At 60.8% G+C, this 24,515-nt stretch carries 25 protein-coding genes; 9 read left to right on the forward strand and 16 right to left on the reverse strand.

Annotated elements, in window-relative coordinates; genetic code table 11:
• Nucleotides 1-106: 106 nt before the first annotated feature.
• Complete coding sequence (locus ACY8D3_RS18795; protein WP_462380341.1) at nucleotides 107-1,036, reverse strand: LysR family transcriptional regulator; 930 nt, start codon at nucleotides 1,034-1,036, stop codon at nucleotides 107-109.
• An 84-nt stretch (nucleotides 1,037-1,120) separates the two neighbouring features.
• Between ACY8D3_RS18795 and ACY8D3_RS18800 the strand changes: the two genes are divergently transcribed.
• Nucleotides 1,121-2,206 (forward strand): tartrate dehydrogenase, encoded by a 1,086-nt coding sequence (locus ACY8D3_RS18800; protein ID WP_462380342.1) that lies wholly within the window; start codon nucleotides 1,121-1,123, stop codon nucleotides 2,204-2,206.
• A 273-nt stretch (nucleotides 2,207-2,479) separates the two neighbouring features.
• On the opposite strand, the gene znuB is transcribed toward ACY8D3_RS18800, so the two are convergent.
• From znuB to ACY8D3_RS18815, 3 genes are read right to left on the reverse strand one after another with little or no spacing between them, the layout of a single operon-like run.
• On the reverse strand, nucleotides 2,480-3,265 hold the full coding sequence (gene znuB / locus ACY8D3_RS18805) for a zinc ABC transporter permease subunit ZnuB (RefSeq protein WP_462380343.1): 786 nt from the start codon (nucleotides 3,263-3,265) through the stop codon (nucleotides 2,480-2,482).
• On the reverse strand, nucleotides 3,262-4,035 hold the full coding sequence (znuC, locus tag ACY8D3_RS18810; RefSeq protein WP_462380345.1) for a zinc ABC transporter ATP-binding protein ZnuC: 774 nt from the start codon (nucleotides 4,033-4,035) through the stop codon (nucleotides 3,262-3,264). The genes znuB and znuC overlap by 4 nt, the downstream gene beginning before the upstream one ends.
• A complete protein-coding gene (locus ACY8D3_RS18815; protein WP_462380346.1) occupies nucleotides 4,032-4,529 on the reverse strand; it encodes a Fur family transcriptional regulator in 498 nt (165 codons plus the stop codon). Before ACY8D3_RS18815 ends, znuC begins: the two co-directional genes overlap by 4 nt.
• Before the next feature lie 61 nt (nucleotides 4,530-4,590).
• Here ACY8D3_RS18815 and ACY8D3_RS18820 point away from each other — a divergent pair, with 61 nt between their 5' ends.
• Complete coding sequence (locus ACY8D3_RS18820; RefSeq protein ID WP_462380347.1) at nucleotides 4,591-5,493, forward strand: zinc ABC transporter substrate-binding protein; 903 nt, start codon at nucleotides 4,591-4,593, stop codon at nucleotides 5,491-5,493.
• 38 nt (nucleotides 5,494-5,531) lie between these two features.
• Here the strand turns inward: ACY8D3_RS18820 and ACY8D3_RS18825 are convergent, their stop codons facing one another.
• Entirely contained in the window at nucleotides 5,532-6,482 is a 951-nt protein-coding gene (locus ACY8D3_RS18825; RefSeq protein ID WP_462380348.1) for a homoserine kinase, read from the reverse strand.
• 12 nt (nucleotides 6,483-6,494) lie between these two features.
• Nucleotides 6,495-6,779 carry a DUF2782 domain-containing protein gene (locus tag ACY8D3_RS18830; RefSeq protein WP_462380349.1) on the reverse strand — a complete coding sequence of 95 codons (285 nt, stop codon included), beginning with the start codon at nucleotides 6,777-6,779 and terminating at the stop codon, nucleotides 6,495-6,497.
• Between the two features lie 72 nt (nucleotides 6,780-6,851).
• Between ACY8D3_RS18830 and polA the strand changes: the two genes are divergently transcribed.
• Nucleotides 6,852-9,593, forward strand: coding sequence for a DNA polymerase I (polA, locus tag ACY8D3_RS18835; RefSeq protein WP_462380350.1), 2,742 nt, complete (start codon nucleotides 6,852-6,854; stop codon nucleotides 9,591-9,593).
• Between the two features lie 504 nt (nucleotides 9,594-10,097).
• Here polA and ACY8D3_RS18840 read toward each other — a convergent pair.
• The 4 genes from ACY8D3_RS18840 to ACY8D3_RS18855 form a co-directional block, all read right to left on the reverse strand.
• Nucleotides 10,098-10,517, reverse strand: coding sequence for a hypothetical protein (locus tag ACY8D3_RS18840; RefSeq protein WP_462380351.1), 420 nt, complete (start codon nucleotides 10,515-10,517; stop codon nucleotides 10,098-10,100).
• A 23-nt stretch (nucleotides 10,518-10,540) separates the two neighbouring features.
• Nucleotides 10,541-10,996 (reverse strand): hypothetical protein, encoded by a 456-nt coding sequence (locus ACY8D3_RS18845; RefSeq protein ID WP_462380352.1) that lies wholly within the window; start codon nucleotides 10,994-10,996, stop codon nucleotides 10,541-10,543.
• Between the two features lie 235 nt (nucleotides 10,997-11,231).
• Nucleotides 11,232-12,155 carry a D-alanyl-D-alanine endopeptidase gene (pbpG, locus tag ACY8D3_RS18850; protein WP_462380353.1) on the reverse strand — a complete coding sequence of 308 codons (924 nt, stop codon included), beginning with the start codon at nucleotides 12,153-12,155 and terminating at the stop codon, nucleotides 11,232-11,234.
• Nucleotides 12,156-12,360: 205 nt separating this feature from the next.
• On the reverse strand, nucleotides 12,361-13,227 hold the full coding sequence (locus ACY8D3_RS18855; protein WP_462380354.1) for an EamA family transporter: 867 nt from the start codon (nucleotides 13,225-13,227) through the stop codon (nucleotides 12,361-12,363).
• 128 nt (nucleotides 13,228-13,355) lie between these two features.
• Here ACY8D3_RS18855 and ACY8D3_RS18860 point away from each other — a divergent pair, with 128 nt between their 5' ends.
• Nucleotides 13,356-13,673, forward strand: coding sequence for an ElaB/YgaM/YqjD family protein (locus ACY8D3_RS18860; protein WP_462380355.1), 318 nt, complete (start codon nucleotides 13,356-13,358; stop codon nucleotides 13,671-13,673).
• A gap of 6 nt (nucleotides 13,674-13,679) precedes the next feature.
• Entirely contained in the window at nucleotides 13,680-14,813 is a 1,134-nt protein-coding gene (locus tag ACY8D3_RS18865) for a lactonase family protein (protein ID WP_462380356.1), read from the forward strand.
• On the opposite strand, the gene ACY8D3_RS18870 is transcribed toward ACY8D3_RS18865, so the two are convergent.
• Nucleotides 14,771-15,685 carry a choline sulfate utilization transcriptional regulator gene (locus tag ACY8D3_RS18870; protein WP_462380357.1) on the reverse strand — a complete coding sequence of 305 codons (915 nt, stop codon included), beginning with the start codon at nucleotides 15,683-15,685 and terminating at the stop codon, nucleotides 14,771-14,773. The genes ACY8D3_RS18865 and ACY8D3_RS18870 overlap by 43 nt on opposite strands.
• 157 nt (nucleotides 15,686-15,842) lie before the next feature.
• Between ACY8D3_RS18870 and betC the strand changes: the two genes are divergently transcribed.
• From betC to choX (ACY8D3_RS18885), 3 genes are all read left to right on the forward strand, one after another.
• Nucleotides 15,843-17,351, forward strand: a complete 1,509-nt coding sequence (gene betC, locus ACY8D3_RS18875; RefSeq protein ID WP_462380358.1) for a choline-sulfatase — start codon at nucleotides 15,843-15,845, stop codon at nucleotides 17,349-17,351.
• A gap of 49 nt (nucleotides 17,352-17,400) precedes the next feature.
• Complete coding sequence (gene choX / locus ACY8D3_RS18880; protein WP_462380359.1) at nucleotides 17,401-18,327, forward strand: choline ABC transporter substrate-binding protein; 927 nt, start codon at nucleotides 17,401-17,403, stop codon at nucleotides 18,325-18,327.
• A gap of 164 nt (nucleotides 18,328-18,491) precedes the next feature.
• Nucleotides 18,492-19,418: a choline ABC transporter substrate-binding protein gene (gene choX / locus ACY8D3_RS18885; protein WP_462380360.1), complete on the forward strand. Its 927-nt coding sequence runs from the start codon at nucleotides 18,492-18,494 to the stop codon at nucleotides 19,416-19,418.
• Nucleotides 19,419-19,468: 50 nt separating this feature from the next.
• Here choX (ACY8D3_RS18885) and ACY8D3_RS18890 read toward each other — a convergent pair whose 3' ends face one another.
• The 3 genes from ACY8D3_RS18890 to hemF are packed head-to-tail and all read right to left on the reverse strand — an operon-like array spanning nucleotide 19,469 to nucleotide 21,609.
• Entirely contained in the window at nucleotides 19,469-19,831 is a 363-nt protein-coding gene (locus ACY8D3_RS18890; RefSeq protein ID WP_462380361.1) for a DOPA 4,5-dioxygenase family protein, read from the reverse strand.
• Nucleotides 19,831-20,658 (reverse strand): shikimate dehydrogenase, encoded by an 828-nt coding sequence (gene aroE / locus ACY8D3_RS18895; protein ID WP_462380362.1) that lies wholly within the window; start codon nucleotides 20,656-20,658, stop codon nucleotides 19,831-19,833. The genes ACY8D3_RS18890 and aroE overlap by 1 nt, the downstream gene beginning before the upstream one ends.
• Before the next feature lie 33 nt (nucleotides 20,659-20,691).
• The gene (gene hemF / locus ACY8D3_RS18900; protein ID WP_462380363.1) at nucleotides 20,692-21,609 is read right to left on the reverse strand and encodes an oxygen-dependent coproporphyrinogen oxidase; all 918 of its coding nucleotides are present in this window, start codon (nucleotides 21,607-21,609) and stop codon (nucleotides 20,692-20,694) included.
• A gap of 151 nt (nucleotides 21,610-21,760) precedes the next feature.
• On the opposite strand from hemF, the gene ACY8D3_RS18905 reads away from it, so the two are divergent.
• A complete protein-coding gene (locus ACY8D3_RS18905) occupies nucleotides 21,761-22,738 on the forward strand; it encodes an NADPH:quinone reductase (protein WP_462380364.1) in 978 nt (325 codons plus the stop codon).
• A 78-nt stretch (nucleotides 22,739-22,816) separates the two neighbouring features.
• On the opposite strand, the gene tsaC is transcribed toward ACY8D3_RS18905, so the two are convergent.
• Nucleotides 22,817-23,368, reverse strand: coding sequence for an L-threonylcarbamoyladenylate synthase type 1 TsaC (gene tsaC / locus ACY8D3_RS18910; RefSeq protein ID WP_462380365.1), 552 nt, complete (start codon nucleotides 23,366-23,368; stop codon nucleotides 22,817-22,819).
• 42 nt (nucleotides 23,369-23,410) lie between these two features.
• Nucleotides 23,411-24,502, reverse strand: a complete 1,092-nt coding sequence (dprA, locus tag ACY8D3_RS18915; protein WP_462380366.1) for a DNA-processing protein DprA — start codon at nucleotides 24,500-24,502, stop codon at nucleotides 23,411-23,413.
• Nucleotides 24,503-24,515 lie beyond the last annotated feature (13 nt).

Here is a 24,515-nt window from a genome sequence, read left to right on the forward strand (position 1 = left end):
TTGTGGCGGACAAGGTTCCCCCACTGGCAGGGCGTACCGGTGCAGTCACTCATATCCGGATGACACCCAGCACATGCTCAGCGCGTAGAGGCTTTGCCAAGCCGCTTCACTGAGGCTTTTCACAACTCGTGCATTCGAGCCTTTCGCAGAGAAATCGGATGAAGGCCGAATAGCGCGGCGGTACATGTCGGCGATGCTGATAGACCGCATAGAGGTCCGCGCGGGGCGGCTGGTAATCAGGAAGCAGGGGGATCAAATCGCCACGTTGCAGGTGAGGGTGCACATCCCAATGTGATCTGAGCAGCAGCCCATGACCATCCAGCGCCAGGCGCATGGCGACTTCGCCGTCATTGGTCGAGAGCGTCCCGGAAACCTTCTGACTGTACTCTCGGCCGTCTCGCATGAACCGCCAAACCGCATAATCGCTTTCGTATTGCCGCAGTACGATGCAGTTGTGCTGGGCGAGCGATGCCACGCTATCGGGCGTGCCGGCGCGATCTAGGTAGGCCGGTGCCGCACAGAGCACGCGTGGGTTGGCCAATAGCCGATGCGCGATCAGCCGAGTATCAGGCGGCTCACCGAAGCGCAGGTCGATATCAATCCCGCTGTCCTGCAGGCTGACCGGCTGCGCTGAGAGGTGCAGCGAGAGCTCCAACTGCGGATGCAGGGTAGCGAAGCGGGAGAGCAGGGGAGCGATATGCCGGCGCCCAAATCCGAACGACGCGTTGATGCTCAAGCGCCCGCGAAGCACGGGCTGGTGGCGCGCCACCGCGCTCTCGAGCTCTTCGAGCTGACGCAAGATCGGCCTTGCACCTTCCAGATACAGCTGGCCCTCTGGGGTCAGATCCAGACGGCGAGTGGTACGCTGCACGAGCTGAACACCCAGGCGCTGCTCCAGTGCTGTCAGCCGCTTGCTGACGGCTGCTAGCGACAGGCCCAGATCGCGTGCGACCGAGGTCAGGCTCCCCTGGCTTGCCACGCGCTGGAAGAACGCCAAGTCTTCTGTAGAAGTGAGAGATTCTCTACCTGGATTCAACAATGCTTTTCCCTGTAGGCGGATTGTGTCGCTACAGGTGACGAATACACTGGTTTGCATCCTCCAACAACAAAAGGTTCTCCCATGACGCGTCCCCGCTACCGCATTGCCGTGATTCCCGGTGATGGCATCGGAAAAGAAGTGATGCCCGAGGGCATCCGTGTGCTCGACAGAGCGGCGCGCCGTTTCGGCCTCGAGCTGCAGTGGGACTGGTTCGATTTCGCCAGCGCCGACTACTACCTCGCGCATGGAAAAATGCTGCCTGACGATTGGTTCGACGTGCTCAAGCCCTACGACGCGATCTATTTCGGCGCTGTGGGCTGGCCCGAGGTCGTGCCTGATCACATCTCGCTGTGGGGCTCGCTGCTGCAATTCCGCAGGGCATTCGATCAGTACGTGAACCTGCGGCCCTGTCGCCTGCTTCCGGGCGTAAAGGCACCACTGGCCGGGCGCGCGCCCGGCGATATCGATTTCTATGTGGTCCGGGAAAATACGGAAGGCGAGTATTCGAGTGTCGGGGGGACAATGTTCGCCGGCACCGAGCGGGAGATCGTTATCCAGGAAACGGTCATGACGCGCGTGGGTGTCGACCGTATCCTCAAATTTGCTTACGACCTGGCCCAGAGTCGCCCGAAGAAGCACCTCACGTCCGCAACCAAATCGAACGGCATCGCGATCACCATGCCGTACTGGGACGAACGGGTTGTCGAAATGGGCCAGCGTTACCCGGACGTCAAGGTGGACAAGTACCACATCGATATCCTGACAGCGAACTTCGTATTGCATCCCGACTGGTTCGACGTGGTGGTCGCGAGCAACCTGTTCGGCGACATCCTGTCCGATCTCGGCCCGGCCTGTACGGGGACCATCGGTATTGCACCGTCCGCCAACATCAATCCCGAACGCACCTTCCCGAGCCTGTTCGAGCCGGTACACGGGTCCGCACCGGACATCGCCGGCAAGGGTATTGCCAACCCGATTGGACAGATCTGGTGCGGGGCGATGATGCTGGAACACTTGGGCCATCAGGAGGCCGGCGCTGCGGTGCTCTCAGCCATCGAGTCGGTTCTTGCCAAGGGGCCGGACAACGCGCCGCTCACCCGAGACGTGGGTGGGCAGGGCACGACCGAGGCACTTGGCAAAGCGATCGCGGACGCGTTGGGCGACTAGCGCGTCTCGAGACCGCACCAATCGAAGAGCCCATTGACCAGCGCCTTGAAACGACGGCAACCGATCGCCCAGTCACGACTGAACCTTGGCATTGCTAATAGCCATGGGAAGCGGTCTTGAGGCTGGAAAGGCTGACCTCGCGATGGGGTCAGGCCGTTAGCGATCCGTCGTGATGAGCACCGTAGCAGAACAGGATGCTCATCATGAAAAGCCGGGCAGGGCGGTCAATCCACTCGCCCTCATTAGATACGACCGCGTATCAGCCCTGTCGGGTCAGCTCCGGCGTGGCAGGGCAAAACTCAGCAGGAACATCGCGGCGGCGCAGACGACGATTGACGGGCCTGCCGGGGTGTCCTGGTACCAGGACATCGCAAGGCCTGCGCCGACCGCTGCCATGCCCAACACGCTGGCACCGATCGCCATTTGTTCGGGCGTGCGCGCATGTCGTTGGGCAGCCGCGGCAGGAATGATCAGCAGCGACGTGATAAGCAACACGCCGACGATCTTCATGGCAACAGCGATGACAACGGCAATCAACAGCATCAACGCCAGGCGGATGCCCGCGACCGGCAGCCCTTCGACCTTGGCTAGTTCTTCGTGCACGGTAATCGCCAGCAGTGGCCGCCACAGCACCGCCAACAGGACCAGCACCAGCGCACTGCCGCCGATCATCCAGGCGAGGTCGGTATTGCTTACCGCCAGGAGGTCGCCGAACAGATAGCCCATCAGGTCGACCCGCACATCACGCATATAGCTCAGGGCCACGAGGCCCAGCGACAGCGTGGAATGCGCGAGGATACCGAGCAGGGTGTCGGAGGCGAGCGGTTGCCGCCGTTGCAGGGTAACGAGAAGGATAGCGATCAATACGCACCCGACCGTTACCGCCAACATGGGCGCTATATCCAGCGCCAGTCCCAGCGCTACGCCCAGCAGCGCGGCGTGGGAGAGGGTATCGCCAAAATAGGCCATGCGCCGCCAGACGACGAAGGAACCTAGCGGGCCGGCCACCAACGCGAGCGCAAGGCCCGCAAGCAATGCGTTGAAAAGGAAGTCGATCATGAATGGTTGCAGTCCGGCCCATGGACGTGACCGCGACGGGTAACGACACTGCCGTGCAGGTCGTGGGCGTGGTCATGATGGTGGTGGTAGACCGCCAGCGAGCGCGCATCCTGGCCGAACAGCTCGATAAAGGCCGGGTCGCCGCTGACCTGCTCGGGATGGCCCGAGCAGCAGATATGGTGGTTGAGGCAGACAACCTGGTCGGTCGTGCTCATGACCAGGTGAAGGTCGTGCGAAACCATCAACACACCGCAGCCATAGCGCTCGCGCAGGCGGGTGATCAGCCGATAGAGCTCGGCCTGACCGGCCACGTCGACGCCCTGGACGGGCTCGTCGAGCACGAGCAGGGCAGGGGCGCGGAGCAGGGCGCGGGCCAGCAGGACGCGTTGTAGCTCACCACCAGAAACACTCTGCAGCGGGCTGTCGATCACACGCTCGGCGCCGACCTCTTCCAGCGCAGACAGGGCGCGGGCGCGGTCGACACCCGGTACCAGCCGCAGGAACCGCCATACCGACAGCGGCAACGTGGCGTCTATCTGCAGCTTTTGCGGCATGTACCCAATGGTTAGCTTGGGTTTGCGCCAGATCGTGCCATGGTCGGGTTTCACCAGCCCCAGTACGCTGCGCACCAGCGTCGTCTTGCCGGCGCCATTGGGGCCGATCAGCGTAACGATTTCGCCGGCACGCAAGGACAGGTTCACGTCCTGCAGAACGTCCTGCTCACCGAATCGAACCGCGACGTTCTCCAGGCGGATCAGCGCGTCGCTCATGCCGCCTTGCACCCGGCGCACAGTCCAACGACTTCCACCGTCTGGCCTTCGACCTCGAAGCCGAGTTCGCGGGCGCTACGATCGATCGCGTCGCTGATCGGCAGCTGCGCGAGCTCGATCGCGGCGCGGCAATTGCGGCAGATCAGGAACTGGCCCTGGTGTGCGCTACCGGCATGGTTGCAGCCGATGAACGCATTGAGGGAGGCGATCCGATGGACGAGCCCGTTCTCGACAAGGAAATCGAGCGCACGATAGACAGTAGGAGGGGCGGCACGTCGACCGTCCTGCTCGGTCAGAATGCCGAGGATGTCGTAGGCGCCGAGTGGCGTATGGCTTTGCCAGATGAGTTCCAGCACGCGCTTGCGCAACGCCGTCAGCCGTACACCGGCACGGGCACAGAGCGTGTCGGCGTCGCTGAGTGCCTGGGACACGCATAGGCTGTGGTCATGAGGGGTGAACGCCAACGGCGTCTTCAGAGGTTTGAGCTTTGGCATGGCGAAGACGTCTTGGGGAAATGGCGTTATTCTATAACCTTTTTACTTCCAGGTGCCTCCCGTGTTCAGACCGTTCGCTCTGCTCAGCCTGCTCCTGTTCAGCACCTTCAGCCACGCTGAAGTCCGTCTGCTGACGAGCATAAAGCCCCTCCAGCTCATGGCTGCCGCTGTTCAGGACGGCGTTGGCGAACCGGATGTGCTGCTGCCGCCAGGTGCGTCCCCCCACCATTTTGCATTGCGACCGTCCGACATCCGCCGCCTGCAGGAGGCCGACCTGTTCTACTGGGTCGGCCCGGATATGGAGCATTTCCTGATGCGCTCGCTGGATAACCGCAAGGGCCCATCCGTGTCTCTGCAGGATCTGGAAGGGATGACGCTTCGGCGCTTCGGTGAAGACGGCCATGGTCACGCGCACAGCGATCACGATCAGGACCACCGTCCCGGAAGCGTAGACACGCACCTATGGCTGCTACCTGACAATGCGCGTGTCATCGCCAGGAAGATGGCTAACGACCTGAGCGAACTCGATCCGGATAACGCCGCGCGGTACCAGCAGAATGCCGAGGCCTTCTCGTCGCGGCTCGCTGCACTCGATACGCGCCTCAAGGCGCGCCTGAAGAAAGTCGAACAGCGTCCATTCTTCGTTTTCCATGAAGGCTTCGATTATTTCGAAGCGCACTACGGCTTGCGCCATACGGGTGTATTCAGCGTATTGGGCGAGGTCCAGCCGGGGGCACGCCATGTAGCGGAAATGCGAGCGCGTCTGGAAAAAGCCGGCCCGAGCTGCGTGTTCAGCGAGCCGCCGATCCGACCCCGCCTGGCCGAAACGCTGACCGAAGGGCTGCCCGTGAAGCTCGCCGAGCTCGACGGCCTCGGCGTCCCTGTCTCGGTCGACGCGAACGGCTATGAACAGCTGTTGGAGAACATGGGCGATGCGCTGGCCGACTGCCTGGAATCGCTCTAACGAACGTAGCGCCCGGGCGGACGCCACGTGCCGCGTAGCTACAGCGCGATTGGAAGGTCGAGGGTCGCACCTTGCCGGTGTGCGAGCCGGCGCTGGAACTCGCGCGGATCATGAATCAATACGTCCTGCCCAGCGAACGCCTGGGCGGCGATCGCGCGCGACAGCCAGAAGCGAACACAGGCGACACGCAGCATGACCGGCCATAGCGTGGCCTCACTCGCGGTCAGGCGACGTTGCGCGGCATAGCCTGCCAGGAATGCCTTGCCGCGCGCGACATCCACGGCGCCTTCGTCGTCAGAGCACCAGTCATTGAACGCGATGGCCAGGTCGTAGAGCATCGGGCCGGAACAGGCGTTGTAGAAGTCGATCACACCGGACAGCTGCGGGCCGTCGAACATGACGTTGTCGCGAAAGAGGTCAGCGTGCAGGTTCGCGCGGGGCAGACGGCGGATTGCGTCCTTGTGCTCGGCAATCTCCGCCAGCGCCGTATTCAGCAGCGCCTGCTCGTCCGCAGCCAGCTGCGCCACTTGCGCCGGACCCTCTGCGAGCATCCAATCCAGACCGCGGTCGCTCTTGCGCTCGATGATGCACTCGCGGGTAGCCAGGTGAATCCGCCCCATCAGCGCACCCACCTCCCCACAGTGGAGGGGATTGGGCTCACGAATGTGCTTGCCCGACAGGCGCGGCTGCAGCAGCGCAGGCTTGCCCTTGAGTTCGCGCAAGGCCCGGTCGCTGCTATCTCGAATGGCGTAAGGCACGGGCAGATCGGCATCGTGCAGCACGTCCAGCAGATCAATGAAGAAGGGCAGGTCTGCCGCCGGGCCGCGTTCGACCAGGGTCAGGACGCACTCGGCGCCTTCCAGGCTGACGAAGAAGTTGGTGTTCTCGCTCCCCTCGGCAATGCCTTTGTAATCGCGAAGGCGGCCGAGGCTGTAGTCGGCGAGGAAGGTCTCGAGATCAGGGCGCTCGAGCGGCGTGAATACGGACATGAGAAAAAGGCCTTACCAGCTGAAGAGTTCCCACGCAGGAATGCGCATGTTCGGGTTGTCCGCGCGGACGAAGTTGCTGTCGCCGTCGGCGCGAACAAGGTAGTACGGCTTGCCATGCGTGGGGATCACCCGGACGGCGCGGAGGTAACCCTTGGTACGGTACTCCTCGAACGTGTTGTCCCCATCGATATAGGTGACCACGTCGGTTTCCTCTGAGGGCGCGGCAGTCGCTGCGGTCGCAGGCAGCGAACCCGCCAGCAGAACGCCGGTCAGCAACAGGTATGGCAGGGTTCGCATGTTAACCTTCGCCCTCGAATTCAAAGATGCGCGCATTCTACCTCCGGCCCGCGAAATAAGGTTGATCCAAGCATGAGTCAGACGCCCCTCGTCCTGGTGGACGGTTCCTCCTACCTGTACCGCGCGTTCCACGCGCTGCCGCCGTTGACCACATCGACTGGCAAGCCGACCGGCGCGGTCAAAGGCGTACTCAACATGCTGCTCAGCCTGCGCCGCCAATATCCGGACAGCCCCTTCGCCGTGGTTTTCGATGCCAAGGGCAAAACATTCCGGGACGAACTCTTCGAGAACTACAAGGCGCATCGCCCACCGATGCCGGACGACCTTCGCTCCCAGGTCGAACCGCTGCATGCCGCGATCCGCGCGCTCGGCCTGCCGCTGCTCAATATCGAAGGTGTTGAAGCAGATGACGTAATCGGCACGCTCGCCCGCGCCTGCGCCAATGGCGGGCGGGACGTGGTCATCTCGACCGGCGACAAGGACATGGCCCAGCTCGTGTGCCCGCACGTCACCCTGGTCAACACCATGACCGGTAGCATCTATGACGTGGAAGGCGTGAAGAAGAAGTTTGGGGTTCCGCCGGAGCTGATCATCGACTTCCTTGCGCTCATGGGCGACAAGGTCGACAACATCCCAGGCGTACCGGGGGTCGGCGAGAAGACGGCCTGTGGGCTGCTGAATGGTATTCCGGGCGGCTTAGAAGGCCTCTACGCCAATCTCGAAAAGGTCGCCGAACTGCCTATCCGCGGCGCCAAGAGCCTGGCCGCCAAGCTCGACGAGCATCGTGAAGCGGCGTACATGTCCTATCAGCTCGCGACCATCAAGCTGGACGTGCCGATGGAAGTGGATGCGGACACGCTGATGCCCACCGAGCCTCATCGCGACGCGCTGATCGCCCTGTACAAGGAACTCGAATTCAAGAACTGGCTGGATGATCTGCTGCGCGAGAGCAAGGAATCCGGCGAGCCGCTGCCGGCCACCGAGGCCGACGAATGCCACGGCGAGGCGCATTACGAGACCGTGCTGGAGCAGGCGCAATTCGACGCGTGGCTGGAGAAGCTCCGGGCAGCCGAACTCTTCGCCTTCGACACGGAAACCACGAGCATCGATGCTCAGCGCGCCGAGCTGGTCGGCGTCTCCTTCGCGGTGACACCTCAGGAAGCCGCTTACGTACCGCTGGCGCACAGCTACATGGGCGTGCCCAAGCAGCTCGATATGGAGGGCGTACTCGCCGCGCTGAAACCGCTGCTTGAGGACCCGAAGAAGATCAAGGTCATGCAGCATGGCAAGTATGACCTCAACGTGCTGACCCGCTACGGCATCGAGTTACAAGGCATCGCGTTCGACACGATGCTCGAATCCTATGTGCTGGACTCCACGGCAACGCGTCATGACATGGACAGCCTGGCGCTCAAGTATCTGGGCCACAGCACCATTCGCTTCGAGGACATCGCGGGCAAGGGTGCCAAACAGCTCACCTTCGACCAGATCGCGATCGAACAGGCTGGCCCTTACGCCGCCGAGGATGCCGACGTTACGCTGCGGCTGCACAACGTCCTGAAGAAAAAGCTCGACGAGACCCCCAGCGTCCGCACTGTCTTGACCGATATCGAGATGCCGCTTGTCCCGGTACTTGCGCGCATCGAACGCAACGGTGCCTATGTAGACGCCAAATTGCTCGGCCTGCAGAGCCAGGAACTGGGCGAAAAGATGGTGGCGCTTGAGCGCGAGGCGTTCGAGCTCGCCGGGCAGGAATTCAATCTTGGCTCGCCCAAGCAGCTCGGCGACATCCTGTTCATCAAACTCGGCCTACCCGTTATTGCCAAGACGGCATCCGGGCAGCCGTCCACAGCGGAAGCCGTGCTTCAGGAGTTGGCGGACCAGGACTACCCGCTGCCCAAGGTGATCATGCAGCACCGCTCGATGAGCAAGCTCAAGAGCACCTACACCGACAAGCTGCCCCAGCAGATCAATCCGCGTACGGGCCGCATCCATACGTCTTACCACCAGGCCGTAACGGCCACGGGACGTCTGTCGTCCAGTGACCCGAACCTGCAGAACATCCCGATCCGCACAGCCGAGGGCCGCCGTATCCGCCAGGCGTTCGTTGCGCCCGAGGGGTACCGCCTGGTCGCTGCGGACTATTCCCAAATTGAGCTGCGCATCATGGCGCATCTCGCCCAGGACGAAAGCCTGCTTCATGCCTTCCAGAACGATCTGGATATCCACCGGGCAACCGCTGCAGAAGTCATGGGTGTGTCGCTGGAAGAGGTGAGTACTGAACAGCGCCGTCGCGCGAAGGCCATCAACTTCGGCCTCATCTACGGCATGAGCGCATTTGGCCTTGCCAAACAGATCGGCGTGGGGCGCCAGGAAGCGCAGGCCTACATTGATCGGTATTTTGCCCGCTATCCAGGCGTGCTGGCCTACATGGAGCGGACCCGCGCAGCGGCAGCTGAACAGGGTTTCGTAGAGACCATCTTTGGCAGACGTCTGTACCTGCCCGAAATCAATTCTCGCAACGGTGCCATGCGCAAGGCAGCCGAGCGGACCGCCATCAATGCCCCCATGCAGGGTACGGCGGCAGACATCATCAAGCGCGCAATGGTAAAGGTTGATGATTGGCTGACCACGTCCGCGCTCGACGCGCGAATCATCCTTCAGGTACACGACGAGCTGGTACTCGAAGTGAGGGAGGATCAGGTTGAAACCGTCAAGGCGCAGCTTTGCCCACTGATGAGTGACGCAGCCGAGCTGGACGTTCCTTTATTGGTCGAGGCCGGGGTAGGCGGTAACTGGGACGAAGCACACTAATCCGGGGTTTTGTGCATGTGGATAACCTACCTTAAGACTTATCCACATCAGACCTCTATGATGACCGCTATCCCTCTCGTAGCGCCAATTGCTGAGTCGTGGATAAAACTCACAGGTAGATATCCACAGGCTCCCGTAGTGCTCCGTTCGGCAGTGTCCGTACCCACGAACAACCCTGTGGATAAGCTTCAAAGCTAAGTTATCCCCAACGCCACGACACTCCTCCCACAATCCACTCTGGCGGTGGATAGATTATCCACAGGTTAAGTTTGGACTTCGAGCAGCCTTACGCGAGCCCAGATTCGTGTGAACCTTGGAGCATTATCCACAGCACCTCTATGTCACTGATCGTAGCTTATACGCTGTGGATAAAATCAAATTCGGCCTCTGCGCTGTTATCCACAAGCATTCTGCTTGGGTAGGTCACTGAAATCCACATTGCCAAACCTGTCCGATGCAACCGCTGCTTGTGGATATTTCATGTTGGATCAAAGTGCATTGCCGCTACGAGGTAGGAATCAGCTTGATGACAAAATGTGGATAAGTTTGGGGTTCCATGGCAAGGGTGAACCCGTCAGGGACATCAGCCTCTGTGATATTCACACACGCCCGAAGGATGTTCTGCGTTTCCCCCATATAGCCATCTTTCAGAAATAAGTATGCGAAACGGGCCAACGTTACAGTCAGCATACCGAGTATCAGCAGGATGCCCGGATACGCCTGGACGATGGCAAAACATTTAGACCATTTAACGTTATCCTGAACCGCCATAGGCCCAAAGACCAGGCTGACCAATCCGAAGCCGAAGAGCAACGAACCTAGGATGCCGGCCATCCAAGCCCATTTGAGGTTCGGCGGCGGCAGGCTGATCTCTACCTTCGCAGGCAGGTCCTTGAGTTCGATACGGCGGTCCCAGGCCGACATGCAGATGTGCTCCTGCCAATACGTTAGCTGGCTGTTTCCGGCGCTTCTCCCTGTGCGGGCAGCTCAACGAGCTTAACTTCAAAGCGCGGGTACTCTTTCGGTTCGATCGCGAGCGTGAAGCCGGCAGGAATGTCTTCATCCAGGATCGCGATTTTTTCAAGCAACAGCGCCTGCAGCGATTGCGCATGGCTGGAAGCGATGCTGTTACCCATCATCTGCGCAAGGCCTACGATTAGAAATCCAACCGTGGTGATCGGGCCCGGATAGGCCTGGATCATCTGCAGGAAGGTCATGCCGGTCAGCATGTTGTAACGAATGGTCGACGGACCAAAGATCAATGTCAGCACGCCCACCGCCAGGACGATGACACCCACGATTCCGATGCACCAGGGAAGGCCTAGGTCCGCGTCGGGAAGGTCGATTTCGATTTCCGCGGGCAGATCCTGAACAGTAAGAGGTTTTGAATGGGGAATAGTCACGGGTGACTCCTTTCGTGTTCACACGGCGTCCTGCCGTGCAGAGTTAAGGGCGGGAAAGGATCTTCTCATCGCGTTCAGGTGTCGATGTGGCAGGCAAGGAAGTGCGGAATGGATCGCGACTCGTCCCCTGGGGTTGCAGGTCTTGTGAACGGATCGCTGGCGATCGTGAGGCAAAAAAAAGCGCCACCCACCCGAAGGCGGAATGGCGCGAAAAACCTTGATGCTGTGCGTCGAATCAGCGCTTGGCTTGGGCCTGCAATGTGGTGCTCTGGCGCTCGGCGAGACGTTGTTGCTTATAGCTCAGGGCGGATGCTGGAACGGGGCTGACCTTTCCGGTCTCCAGCCAGTTGCGCAAGCGGGTAGCATCGGCGATGTGGGTCAGCTTGCCGTAGGAATCCAGCACAACGAAGGCCACTGGCTTGCCTGCCATGCGGGTGCGCATGACGAGGCAATGGCCCGCGGCATTGGTGAAGCCAGTTTTGGTGAGTTCGATGTCCCAGCCCGAGGATCGAGTCAGCCGATTGGTATTGTTGAAGGGCAACGCATAAGCCGGCTTGGCGAACGTAACCGTCTTGGACGGCGTGGCGCTGAGTTCGGCAATCAACGGATATTGCTTCGAGGCCTTGAGTAACTTCACCAGATCGTTGGCGGTGGAGACGTTCTTTTCGGAAAGGCCTGTCGGCTCGACATAGTGGGTGCGGGTCATGCCCAGGGATTTAGCCTTGGCGTTCATGGCAGCGACGAACGCCTTCATGCCACCTGGGTAGTTCTCGGCAAGGCTGGTCGCTGCGCGGTTCTCGGAAGACATCAGCGTCATCAGAAGCATGTCGTGACGGCTGACTTCACTGCCCAGACGTACCCGCGAATAAACGCCCTGCATGTTGGGGTTGTTCTTGATGACGACCGGGATTTTTTCCGACATCGACTGCTTCGCATCGAGCAGTACGACAGCTGTCATGAGCTTGGTCACCGAAGCGATCGGTACCTGCAGGTCGGGATTGCTGGAATACAGGATCTTGTTGGTATTGAGATCGACCAACAAAGCACTGCCCGAGGCCAGTTCCTGTTGTGGATTGACTTTGATTTCCTTGGCCTGCGCAGTCGAGACGACCGTCAGACAGGCGAGCGCGAGGCTGGCCAGAGAGCGACGAAATTTCATTTTTATGGAATCCGCTGAACGAGCTGAAGCGTTGATGTCAGGCGGTCCTTGCCAGCGGCGAAGTATAGGCAGCCCGCGATGCGCTGCACAGCGGGCAAGGTGCGATTTTTCCTTTCGCATGCATATAAAACAGCATCTTGCGGAGGGAAGTGAAGGTCCAATCTAGGTCTCGGTCAAGGGAAGCCTATGCGGTCCGATGAACGGCCTATGTGATGACGGAATTTCTTGAACGTCCCAGTCGGCTAATCCATAGCGATGCCAGGATCACCGCGCCACCGGCGGCTAGCCTCGGCAGATCAGCATCCCGGTTCCATATCAACAGGTTAACGACGAGCCCGGCCGGAACATGCAGTTCATTAAGTACGGCCAGCGTACCGGCATTCACCTGCACGCTGCCCTTTACCCACCAGAACATGCCGAGCGCGGTAGCGAACAACCCCATCCAGACAAGCACGCCCCATTGGACGGCGGTCTGCGGTAACCGCGCGCTGTCGCCGAATAGCAGGAAGGAAGGGAGCGCCAGCAGCATGGCACCTAGAAAGAAATGCCCGAAGAAACGATGCAGGGGCTGATCGACGGGGTAGCGAAGCAGGAGCCGGCGGCAAAGCACCTGGCCAGCCGCGAACGTAGCATTGGCTATCTGGAGCAGAATGAAGCCCAGCAGGTAGTCACCTTCCAGCCGATCGAAGCGAATGATGATGCCGCCGCCGACCGCGACGAGCGCTGCGATCAGTGCCCACGGGTTGAACCGTCGCGCCAGCGCATCGTCAAGCAGCGTGACGTAGATAGGCGTCAGGACGGTGAAGAGGAGCACTTCCGGCACGGTCAGGACAGTGAAGCTGCGATACAGGCAGATGTACGTAATCCCGAACTGCAGCGCGCCTGCCAGCCAGAACCCTACGAGCAGCGGCCGCGGCAGGCCCCGCCATTGAGTGAACGGCAGGAAGATCACTGCCGCAATGGCGACCCGTGCCAGGACGGCGAAGTCACTATCGACACGACCCGCGAGGTATTCGCCGATGAGGCTGAAGGAAAACGCCCAAAGGAGGGTGACGACGAGAAGGTAACGCATGGCGGTTGGATTGCGATGGAGAGAGGGGGGCGGATCATAGCGTGCTGCCGCCGTTTCGGTCGCGGTTCGCACCTCTGCGTTTATGCGTGGTCACACCAATACATGCTACCCAAACGGGAGGAACCTCAATGAGCAGATCCGTATCGAGCTACACCAATGTCACCCGTGACGACATCCAGCGCGAGATTGACAGCCTGACCCGTGCATTGGAGCGGCTGAAGACGAATGCAGCGAGCGAATCGCAGGATCGCTTCGAAAGCCTGCGTGACCGCGTCGAGCACCTGTGGAACAGCGCGAATTTCGATGACACGTACTCGGACCTCTCCCAGAAGACCCGTAAGGTCAGCCGTGCTGCCTGTGAAGGCGCTCGCGAGCACCCGTTGTCGACCGCATTGATCGGGCTGGGTGTTGCCGCCGTGGTTGGATGGCTTGTCACTCGGCGCTGATCCCTTGTGACCGCCTCTAGGTATGAAGTGCTCGTCGGGACCTTTGGTCCCGGCATTCTGCACTTTCGCTACGAAACCGCCAGCGGCCGCCTTCAGGGCCCGCTGGCGGTTTCGTCTGCGAGCAACGCGTCCTGGATCATCCCCGATCGGAACGGGGCCAGGTTATATGCCGTGAGCGAGGAGGGCGCAGGGGCAGGTGAGACGTTTGGCGGGTCAGTTGCGCTTTTCGAACGTGTCCGGCCGTACGCGCCATTGTCCCCGTCAGGAAACGCCCCCTCACTGGGCGATCATCCGACTCATTGCAGCCTCACGGCCAATAGCAGCCATCTTGCTGTTGCGAACTATGCAGCTGACGGCGGTGGCGCGCTCTCCCTGATTGCGCTCGACAGTGACGGTCACCTTGGCCAGCCGACTCGAATCGAACCTCCTTCCTATCCGACGCGTCCCGGCAGCCATCCCGAACGGCAGGCCTCAAGCCACGTACACTGCGCCGTGTCGAGCCCGGACGGGAAATGGCTTTTCGAAGCCGACCTCGGCCACGATCAGGTTCGAGCTTATGCTTATGCCGAGACATGCTCGGATCGGCCAAACGCTGTCCATACACTGGAACTGCCACCCGGTAGCGGGCCACGGCACCTTCTTTTCAGCCAGGACGGCCGATTCGCGTGGCTTACCCTCGAGCTGAGCGGTCAGGTCATGGCGCTCGCGTACCACGATGGCCAGCTTCATCCGTTGCAGACCCTGACGCTGGCGCCGGCCGGGTTCCAAGGGCAATCTGCAGCCGGAGCGTTGCACGTCAGCGACGACGGGCGATTCCTCTATGTGGTCAATCGGGGCGACGATAACCACTTGTACGTCTTTGAATGCGAGCCGCATACAGGCTTGCTGATGCAGTATCAGCGCCTAGCAACCCGCGGCGCTGAAACTCGCGAGTTCGCCTTGGCACCGGATGGCCGCTTCCTGCTTCTGGCAAACCAGACCGAGAACGCCATACGTGTCTTCACGCGGGACGTGTCCAGTGGGCGAATCGGCGATTGCATTCAAACGGTATCTGTCGATGCGCCCGCATGTTTCGTTTTTCTCAAGGACGGCGATTTTCAGGCTGCGCCCGACGCACTCGCGATGCCAAGCTCGACGTGAAGCCACGATACGAAACGGTCCACCAGGGAAGCGCGGCGTTTGCGATCCGGCACGATCAGCCAATAGCCCATTGCTGACGTCGCGCTCTCAGTGCCGATCCGGCAGAGCATGCCTTGGGCGATCAGATCATCGACCAGGTAACGCCAGCCGATCGCAACGCCTTGTGAGGCCAATGCGGCCTGGATGACCAGGGTGTAGTTGTCGAACCGAAGGCCGCCAGCCACTGCCGTGCTGGGCATGTTCAAAGCCCTGAAGACGGTTTCCCAGTCGAACCAGTGAACGCGCGGATCGGGGCGCAGATGGAGCAATGGCAGATCATGCAGTGGGACGTCCGGGAAGCGCTCCAGCAGGACCGGACTGCAGACCGGGAAGACCTCTTCGTGAAAGAGGAACTGCGCCTCGCCGTGCTTGGTACGGCCGTCGCCGAAGCCGACCATCACGTCCACGGTTGACGTATGTGCCGCCAACCCGCGATCACGGGTAAGTAGCGAGACATCCACGTCGGGATGCAACTCATGGAAGCGCTGCAACCGCGGCATCAGCCAATACGCCGCGAACGCGTAGTCGGTCGCCACCTGGAGCACCTCCTGCTGGCCGTAGGACCGAACGGCGGCGAGCCCGGCAGCGAGCCTCGCCATTCCATCTTGCGTGGCCGCGTACAGCACTCCCCCCGCTTCGGTGAGCGCCAATCCGCGGTGCAGCCTGTCGAACAGCCGTACCGCCAGTATCTGCTCCAGACGTTTGATTTGCTGGCTCACGGCCGGCTGGCTCGTACCGAGCTCGGCCGCCGCCGCAGTGATGCTCAGCAAACGCGCTGTGGTTTCGAACACGCGCAGTCGATCCAGCGGAATATCGTAAGGAAGATTTGGCATAAGCCAGCCTTATCCCAAGTATGAGTCACCATGAGGTTTACGCGGGAGACACATGCGCACATGATGAAGCCTCGGCCAGGACACGGGGCTCGCCGCGCAGGCGATCATATCGTTAGTCCTGTTTGGCATAAAACAAAGATATGGAACAGGAGCTGCAATGACTCGTCCTAACATCCTCTTCATCATGGCCGACCAGATGGCAGCGCCCATCCTGCCGCTCCACGATCCTGCGTCTCCAATCCAGATCCCGCATCTGATGCGCTTGGCAAAGGAGGGTGTCGTATTCGACTCGGCCTATTGCAACAGTCCACTGTGCGCGCCCTCGCGTTTTACCCTTGTCACCGGTCAGCTGCCGTCGAAGATCGGCGCCTACGATAACGCAGCAGATTTCCCGGCCGACGTCCCGACCTACGCCCACTACCTGCGTAACCTGGGCTATCGCACCGCACTCTCAGGCAAGATGCACTTCTGCGGCCCCGATCAATTGCATGGCTACGAGGAACGGCTTACCAGCGACATCTATCCGGCGGACTATGGCTGGGCGGTGAATTGGGATGAGCCGGATGTGCGCCCGACCTGGTATCACAACATGTCATCCGTGCTACAAGCCGGGCCGTGCGTGCGTACCAACCAGCTCGATTTTGACGACGACACGATCTACCGAGCTCGCCAGTACCTCTACGACCATATTCGAAGCGGCAGTGAGCGTCCGTTCTGCCTGACCGTCTCGATGACACACCCGCATGATCCGTACACGATCCCGAAGCGCTACTGGGATCTTTACGAAGGTGTCGATATCCCCATGCCCCGGCAGACCATCAGCCAGCATGAGCAGGACCCTCACTCGCAACGGCTGTTGAAGGTGATTGACCTCTGGGACAAGCCGATGCCGGCCGAGAAGATCCGAGATGCGCGGCGCGCATACTTTGGTGCGTGCAGCTATGTCGATGAGCAGATCGGCCGGCTTCTGGAGACGCTTGCCGAATGCGACCTGGCTGATGACACCCTGATCATCTTCTCGGGAGACCATGGCGATCAGCTCGGCGAAAGGAGCCTCTGGTACAAGATGCACTGGTTCGAAATGGCCGCGCGGGTGCCGTTGATCATTCATGCACCCAAGCGCTTCAACGCCCGTCGTGTCAGCGCCTCCGTCTCGACGATGGACCTGTTGCCTACAATGGTCGACCTCGTCGGCGGAACGCTCGACCGCCATCTGCCGCTGGATGGTCGCTCTCTGGTAACCCACCTCGACGGCGGGGAAGGGCATGACGAAGTGGTTGGCGAATACATGGCTGAAGGTACCGACAGCCCGCTGATGATGATCCGTCGTGGTCCTTGGAAATTCGTCTATTCGGAGAAGGATCCCTGCCTGCTGTTCAACCTCGCACAGGACCCGCTAGAGCAGGAAAACTTGGCAGGCGCCGCCCAGTGCCGTACGGTCTATGACGCCTTCCTGAGCGAGGCGCGATCCCGTTGGGATATCGAGCGCATTCATCAGGACGTGCTGGCCAGTCAACGCCGCCGGCGTTTCGTCGACGCCGCGCTCAACAAGGGCATCCGCAAAAGCTGGGACCATCAACCCATGGTCAATGCCAGCGAGCAATACATGCGCAATCACATCGACCTCGACGACCTGGAGCGCCGCGCGCGCTATCCAAAACCATGAGCGCCATCGCCATGCACGTCCAACCCATGCACCGACAGGAGAATCGACGATGAATAAACCAGGGACGCTTTGGGCAGCCGGCGTGCTGGCCTTCGCCATCAGCAGCCAGGCATTTGCCGAGGACGCTGCCTGCAGCACCGTGCGGCTGGCCGATCCAGGCTGGAGCGATATCGCCGTCACCAATGGCGTGGCCTCGCTGCTGCTCGACGGACTGGGCTACAAGCCTCAGATCATGACACTCGGTGTCCCGATCATCTTCGCAGGCATGCAAAAGGGTCAGGTCGATGTATTCCTCGGCAATTGGATGCCGGCTCAACAGGATAACTACGACACCTTCGTGGCCAATGGTGACATCGAGAAGGTGGCGGAAAACTTGAGCGGTACCGAGTTCACGCTCGCTGTGCCGACCTACTCCTGGGAAAAGGGCATCAAGACCATCGAGGACCTTGGCAAACATGCCGACGATTTCGATCGGAAGATCTACGGCATCGCCTCCGGCGCTCCGGGTAACCAGATGATCCAGAAGATGATCGACGCCAACGAGTTCGAACTGGGCAGCTGGAAGGTGGTGGAGTCGAGCGAACAGGCGATGCTCGTGCAAGTGGGCCGTGCCGTCAAACGCGATCAGGATGTCGTCTTCCTCGGCTGGACGCCGCACCCCATGAACGTACAGTACGACATGAAGTACCTCAAGGGTGGCGAGAAGTACTTTGGTGAGAGCGGTGTCGTGAACACGCTCGCACGCAAGGGCTACACGGCACAGTGCCCGAATGTAGGCAAGCTGCTGACCAATCTGACGTTCACCCAGGACATGGAAAACGCCATCATGAACGAGGTGTTGACCAAGAATGTACGCAACGACGATGCCGTTCGCGCGTGGGTGAAAGCCAATCCTGATGCACTCGACGGTTGGCTGAAAGGCGTGAAGACCCTGGACGGTAAGGACGGGGCCGAGGCTGTTCGCGCCAAGCTCTAGCGACGCATTTGCACCACCTGAAGGCGGCCAATCGGCCGCCTTTTTTGTTGCGCTCTCATCGGTAGCCGCAACCGCGCAGTGCAGTACGAACTTACCCGTACGCAGCGCCTCGAATCCTCTAGCCAACAGCTCGCTCACGCCATCCAGAAGAAGGACATCATCGCATGATGCGATTCCCATCGATTCTCGCCGGTGCGTTGCTCGCACTCAGCAGCACCGCTTACGCCGTGACCGAACCCGACAGCTGTGCCACCGTGTCGCTTGCCGACCCAGGCTGGAGCGACATTGCCGTCACCAACGGCATCGCCAGTCTTCTGCTCGACGGCTTGGGCTACAAGCCTGAGCTGCGTACCTTGAGCATTCCGATCATCTTTGCAGGCCTACAGAAGGGGCAGATCGATGTCTTCCTCGGCAACTGGATGCCGGCTGGCAAGAATGACTATGAGAAATACGTCGAAACCGGCGAAGTGGAAAAGGTCGCGGAGAACCTGGGCGGCACCCAATATACGCTCGCCGTTCCTACCTATGCCTGGGAAGCCGGAGTGAAAACCTTTGAAGACCTGGACAGGTACGCGGATCGTTTCGGTCATCGTATCTATGGTATCGGCGCAGGCTCGCCAGCCAATGGCTACATCCAGCAAATGATCGACAGGGACGAATTCGGGCTGGGCGACTGGAAGCTGGTTGAGTCGAGCGAGCAAGCCATGATGGTTCAGGTCGGGCGCGCCGTGCGGAAGGAAGATTTCGTTGTCTTCCTTGGCTGGACACCTCACCCGATGAATGTCCAGTACGACATGAAGTACCTGAAGGGCGGGGAGAAGTACTTCGGTGAGAGCGGCTCCGTGAACACACTGGCGCGGAAGAACTACACCCGGGAATGCCCGAACGTGGGCGCATTGCTGACGAACCTCACGTTCACGCAGGACATGGAAAACACGATCATGGATCAGGTCCTGAATCACAAGGTGCGCAACGACGTCGCCATTCGCGACTGGCTCAAGGCAAACCCTGAGACCCTCGATGGTTGGTTGAACGGTGTGAGCGCACGAGACGGCAGCGACGCAGTCGAGGCCGTCAAAGCCAAGCTATAGGGCCACAAACGCATTCAGGCCGGGGAGGGCGCCCCTGCCGGAATGCGGTATCAATCAGCAGGCTCGGCCGCGAAGATTGAAAGATCGAGGGGGCGGACCGCCCCCATCCAAAGCGCTCTGTCGCGATGATCCATCAGGTCGTCACCCGTGTTCGGATGAATGAATATCACCAGCCCGCTGCGATTCAACGCAAGCCACGGCACGACCTGACCGAAGTCATGGGCAGCAAACGTCAACTGGCAGCTCCAGTCCGGGTGCGGCCCCACAGGCTTGTGATGCATTCGTCCCACCTGCACGGCGAAACGTGCCGAAACGCCCTCACACAGCAAGCGAGCCTGTTCGACGCTCGTGTCATCGAAATAGATGTGCGCGTGATAAGTCGGTGCCGTCGGGTCGACGTAGGCTTCAGCCATCACGAATTGCCCATGAGTTCGCGGCGCAGCAGCTCAAGCACCGGTTTCGAATCTGGCCGTACACCGCGCCAAAGCGCGAACGCTTCGGCAGCCTGTTCAACCAGCATCCCCAGGCCATCGATAGTCCGAGCGGCACCGTGTGCAGCTGCCCACGTGTTGAAGACAGTCATCGCGCTGCCATACATCATGTCGTAACAGACCGTATGCCCGGACTGGATCACCGTGTCTGGAATCGACGGCATCTCGCCAGCCAGGCTCGCCGACGTCGCGTTGATTATCACGTCGAAGCTGCCTTCGATAGTGGCGAAGCCGCTTGCCGACACCGGGCCCAGCGCACCGAAGAGCTCGGCTAGAAGCTGCGCGCGCTCCACCGTCCGATTGGCTATCACCAACTGGCTGGGTGTCTGCGCAAGCAGAGGTTGAAGCACGCCACGCGCCGCGCCGCCAGCACCTAGCAGCAGGATGCGTTTGCCAACCAGCGGTACCCCAGCGTTGACTGTAATGTCCCGCACCAGGCCCGCACCGTCCGTGTTGTCTCCCAGCAAAATCCCATTCGGCTGACGGACCAGCGTATTGACCGCGCCGGCACGCTCTGCACGCTCCGAGCGCTGTCCAGCAAGCCGCCAGGCGTCTTCCTTGAATGGAACCGTGACGTTCGCGCCGTGGCCCTCGGAGAAGAACGCGGTCACAGTCGACCCGAATGCATCCAGCGGCACCTGTATGGGCCGGTAGTCCATCAACTGCCCCGTTTCTTCCGCAAAAAGCGCATGTATACGGGGGGACTTGCTATGGGCAATCGGATTGCCGAATACGGCATATCGGTCCAAGAGACACTCCAGGCAGTGGGCCGCTAAGGGGATTCAGGGCGCGGTGGCAAGCCAGTCACGATCGGTCAGGTAATAATCGGTCAGCCGTGCTTCAGGGCTTCCGGGCTCGGGTTTCCAGTCGTAACCCCAGCGTACTTCCGGCGGAAGCGACATTAAGATGGACTCGGTACGACCGCCCGATTGAAGCCCAAAAAGCGTACCGCGGTCATAGACCAGATTGAATTCGACATAACGGCCACGGCGAAACGCCTGGAATTCACGCTCACGTTCGCCATAGGGCATCGCGCGGCGACGTTCGACGATAGGCAGATACGCTTCGAGGTAGGCGTCCCCAATCGCGCGGATGAAGGCAAAACTGGTGTCGAAATCCCATTCATTCAGATCGTCGAAGAACAGGCCACCGATCCCCCTCGGTTCGTTGCGATGTTTCACGTGGAAATAGCGATCACACCACTCCTTGAAGCGCGGGTACACGTCCGCACCAAAGGGCGCGCAGGCGTCGCGCGCGACCCGGTGCCAATGGACGCAATCTTCCTCGAAGGCATAGTAAGGCGTCAGATCGAATCCGCCGCCGAACCACCAGACGGGTGTCTCGCCTTCTTTTTCTGCACTGAAGAAACGAACATTGGCATGCGACGTCGGAACGAATGGGTTGGTCGGATGGATGACCAGCGATACGCCCATTGCCTGGAAACCGCGGCCAGCCAGCTCGGGGCGATGCGCACTGGCTGACGGTGGCAGGTTGTCGCCAAATACATGGGAGAAGTTTACGCCGCCCTTTTCGATCAACGCGCCGTTAGCGATAACCCGTGTCCGGCCACCACCACCCGTGGGTCGCTCCCAGGCATCCTCCGCGAAGCGGGCCTGCCCCTCAGCGCTTTCCAGCGCCTGGCAGATGCGGTCCTGAAGGTCCAGAAGGTACGCCTTCACGGCGTCAGCTTGCTCCGACATGAAAATCCTCGGGGTACGGGCGCGGTCAGACGCGAAAGAGCGCTAGGATAGCATTCGGTCCGCGTCGTGACAGTGGCGCGGCGTTGAGCGCATGAATAGGCCGGGCTTGCCGTCCGGGCAATCCAACAATTCCAAATGACAGGAGAAGGACATGGCAAAACGCATCCAGTTCTCGTCCCACGGCGGACCAGAAGTGCTCCAATACGCGGACTACACGCCCCCCGAGCCGGGTCCTAACGAAGTGCGCGTTCGCAACAGGGCGATCGGCCTGAACTTCATCGAGATCTACTTCCGTACAGGCCTGTACCCTGCGCCCAACATGCCCTCCAGCCTGGGCACCGAAGGGGCAGGGGAAGTCGAATCGGTTGGCAGCGATGTCAAACATCTCAAGGTGGGTGACCGGGTCGCGTACGCTACCGGCCCGCTGGGTTCGTATTCGGAGCTGCATGTACTGCCCGCCGAAAAGCTGGTCAAACTTCCCGATAGCATCAGTTTCGAACAGGCTGCAGCCGTCATGCTCAAGGGGCTGACCACCCAGTACCTCTTGCGTCAGACCCATCCTCTACAGGGGGGCGAGACGATCCTCTTTCATGCGGCCGCGGGCGGCGTTGGCTCGCTGGCATGCCAATGGGCCAAGGCCCTGGGCGTCAATCTGATCGGCACCGTTGGTTCGCCTGAAAAGGCTGAGCGCGCCAAGGCGCTAGGCGCGTGGGAAGTGATCGACTATCGCCGGGATGATGTCGTGGCACGCGTCCGCGAGTTGACCAATGGCAAGAAATGCCCAGTCGTCTATGACTCGGTTGGAAAGGATACGTGGGAAACCTCGCTGGACTGCCTGTCGCAGCGCGGCCTGATGGTGAGCTTTGGTAACTCGTCCGGAGCGGTTACCGGCGTTAACCTGGGCATCCTGGCGCAAAAGGGATCGCTCTTTGTCACCCGACCCACGCTGGCCAGCTATGCCGATACCGCAGAACGCCTCCAACACATGGCGGATGACCTGTTCGGGATGATCGCCAGTGGGAAAATTGATGTCGAGATCGGCCGCCAGTTTCCGCTGGAGGACGCTGCGAAAGCCCAGGAAGCACTTGCCAACCGGCAGACCACGGGCTCTACGATCCTCATTCCCTAAGTACGGTCGCCAGTAGGTGTAAGAGCGGATGGGACGAGCCACTTGAGACAAGGTGGCTCGGTTATCAAGCGATCAGTCTCAGGCGCGGTGGACCGAGCCCGTACGAAGGTCACGGATCACACTCGGACTCTTGCGCCCCCCCAATGGGCCATCGAGTACACCGTCGAGCTGACCATGAAAGTACTGCTCGATACGCAGGCGAGATCGCGCAGGTGGACGGCCGGAGCGATTGGCGGACGTCGAGACCAAGGGACCACATAGCAGGCAAAGATCCCGCACCAGCGGATGGTCCGTGACACGGAGCGCCACCGTGTCGTGATTGCCGGTGATCCATTCCGGTAGCCGCCCCTGATGGGGCACCAGCCAGGTATTGGGTCCAGGCCAAGTGCTGCTGAGCTTGTCCAGCCAGGCGTCTGGCATGTCATCGAGCAGGAAGTCGAACTGGTGAATCGAGTCGGCTACAAGAATGACGCCCTTGTCGGGCGAGCGGTCCTTTAGCGCCAGCAGCCGGTAGACCGCCTCGGCGTTCCAGGGATCGCAACCCAGCCCCCAGACCGCTTCGGTAGGGTAGGCGATTACGCCGCCGTCACGGACGACACCCGCCATTCGCTTGATTCGCCAATTCAGCATCGCCTTCTTCTCTCGCGGCTGGTTAAAGTCGGAAGTCTACCCTCAACCGGGGCGTGCAACCCATAGGCCGTTTTCGCAGGCGACGCGTCCCTCCAGCTCCAGCTCGGTCAATGCGGCCAGAACCTCACCAAGAGGCCGCTCGCTGATCTGCACCAGCGCCTCACTCGTCAAGGGTGCAGCCGACAGCTCTCGAAGCAGATAATGCTCGCTTTCGATCGCAGTTTCCGATGTCGATGAAGGTTGCGTCTGCCAACCGCGGAGCTGAACGAGGATGTCCTCGACACGCTCGACGAGTGTGGCGCCTTCACGGATCAGGTGATTACAGCCGCGAGCGCCCGGATGGTGGATGGAACCAGGAATCGCATAGACCTCTCGCCCTTGCTCGGAGGCCAGGCGGGCCGTGATCAACGAACCGCTCGACGGGCTGGCTTCTACCACCAGGGTGCCAACGGACAAACCGCTGATGATGCGATTGCGCCGTGGGAAATTGGACGCCTGCGGCTCGGTATCCAGAGGTAGCTCGGAGACAACCGCGCCGCCTCGCTCGGCAATGGCACGCGCCAGCCCGACATGCCGCTTCGGGTAGAGGCATTCGAGCCCGGTCCCAAGCACCGCTATCGTCCTGCCGCCAGCATCCAAAGCGCCGTTGTGCGCCGCACCGTCGATACCCAGGGCCAAACCGCTCGTAATGGTAAAGCCGCCTGCTGCCAGGCTCTTGGCAAAGGCGAAGGCCGTGTCCAACCCAGGCCGGCTGGCGCGCCGGCTACCGACCATGGCGAGCTGTGGAGACTCCAGAACAGCTGCATCGCCATCTACGAATAACAGGGGAGGTGCATCGGGCAGCTCGGCCAGCAAACCCGGATATCGATCCTCACCCCACATCACGACATCATGTTCGGGCGCCTCCAACCACTGCAGGGCAGTGGACGCCCGATCCCGTATTACCGCATCGCGCCGTGCATCCGCGGCAACCATAGGTAGCCCCAGCGAGCGCCACGCGGCTGCGGGTGCGCTCAGGGCAGCCGAGGCCGTTTCAAAAGCAGAAAGTAACCGCCGGAAACGGCGAGGGCCCACTTCCGGAAGAAGATGCAGGCGCAGACGCGCCTCGAGTTCAGCAGGAGAAAGCAGATACATTGTCGATCATCCA

It is taken from the genome of Pseudomonas sp. Marseille-QA0892, assembly GCF_054950135.1.

What these genes read in the sequence shown, in the direction of transcription:
- ACY8D3_RS18800 (WP_462380342.1), top strand. Translation starts at nt 1,121, where the DNA reads ATGACGCGTCCCCGCTACCGCATTGCCGTGATTCCCGGTGATGGCATC.
- znuB (WP_462380343.1), bottom strand. Translation starts at nt 3,265, where the DNA reads ATGATCGACTTCCTTTTCAACGCATTGCTTGCGGGCCTTGCGCTCGCG.
- znuC (WP_462380345.1), bottom strand. Translation starts at nt 4,035, where the DNA reads ATGAGCGACGCGCTGATCCGCCTGGAGAACGTCGCGGTTCGATTCGGT.
- ACY8D3_RS18815 (WP_462380346.1), bottom strand. Translation starts at nt 4,529, where the DNA reads ATGCCAAAGCTCAAACCTCTGAAGACGCCGTTGGCGTTCACCCCTCAT.
- ACY8D3_RS18825 (WP_462380348.1), bottom strand. Translation starts at nt 6,482, where the DNA reads ATGTCCGTATTCACGCCGCTCGAGCGCCCTGATCTCGAGACCTTCCTC.
- ACY8D3_RS18830 (WP_462380349.1), bottom strand. Translation starts at nt 6,779, where the DNA reads ATGCGAACCCTGCCATACCTGTTGCTGACCGGCGTTCTGCTGGCGGGT.
- polA (WP_462380350.1), top strand. Translation starts at nt 6,852, where the DNA reads ATGAGTCAGACGCCCCTCGTCCTGGTGGACGGTTCCTCCTACCTGTAC.
- ACY8D3_RS18840 (WP_462380351.1), bottom strand. Translation starts at nt 10,517, where the DNA reads ATGTCGGCCTGGGACCGCCGTATCGAACTCAAGGACCTGCCTGCGAAG.
- pbpG (WP_462380353.1), bottom strand. Translation starts at nt 12,155, where the DNA reads ATGAAATTTCGTCGCTCTCTGGCCAGCCTCGCGCTCGCCTGTCTGACG.
- ACY8D3_RS18855 (WP_462380354.1), bottom strand. Translation starts at nt 13,227, where the DNA reads ATGCGTTACCTTCTCGTCGTCACCCTCCTTTGGGCGTTTTCCTTCAGC.
- ACY8D3_RS18860 (WP_462380355.1), top strand. Translation starts at nt 13,356, where the DNA reads ATGAGCAGATCCGTATCGAGCTACACCAATGTCACCCGTGACGACATC.
- ACY8D3_RS18870 (WP_462380357.1), bottom strand. Translation starts at nt 15,685, where the DNA reads ATGCCAAATCTTCCTTACGATATTCCGCTGGATCGACTGCGCGTGTTC.
- betC (WP_462380358.1), top strand. Translation starts at nt 15,843, where the DNA reads ATGACTCGTCCTAACATCCTCTTCATCATGGCCGACCAGATGGCAGCG.
- choX (WP_462380359.1), top strand. Translation starts at nt 17,401, where the DNA reads ATGAATAAACCAGGGACGCTTTGGGCAGCCGGCGTGCTGGCCTTCGCC.
- choX (WP_462380360.1), top strand. Translation starts at nt 18,492, where the DNA reads ATGATGCGATTCCCATCGATTCTCGCCGGTGCGTTGCTCGCACTCAGC.
- ACY8D3_RS18890 (WP_462380361.1), bottom strand. Translation starts at nt 19,831, where the DNA reads ATGGCTGAAGCCTACGTCGACCCGACGGCACCGACTTATCACGCGCAC.
- hemF (WP_462380363.1), bottom strand. Translation starts at nt 21,609, where the DNA reads ATGTCGGAGCAAGCTGACGCCGTGAAGGCGTACCTTCTGGACCTTCAG.
- ACY8D3_RS18905 (WP_462380364.1), top strand. Translation starts at nt 21,761, where the DNA reads ATGGCAAAACGCATCCAGTTCTCGTCCCACGGCGGACCAGAAGTGCTC.
- tsaC (WP_462380365.1), bottom strand. Translation starts at nt 23,368, where the DNA reads ATGCTGAATTGGCGAATCAAGCGAATGGCGGGTGTCGTCCGTGACGGC.
- dprA (WP_462380366.1), bottom strand. Translation starts at nt 24,502, where the DNA reads ATGTATCTGCTTTCTCCTGCTGAACTCGAGGCGCGTCTGCGCCTGCAT.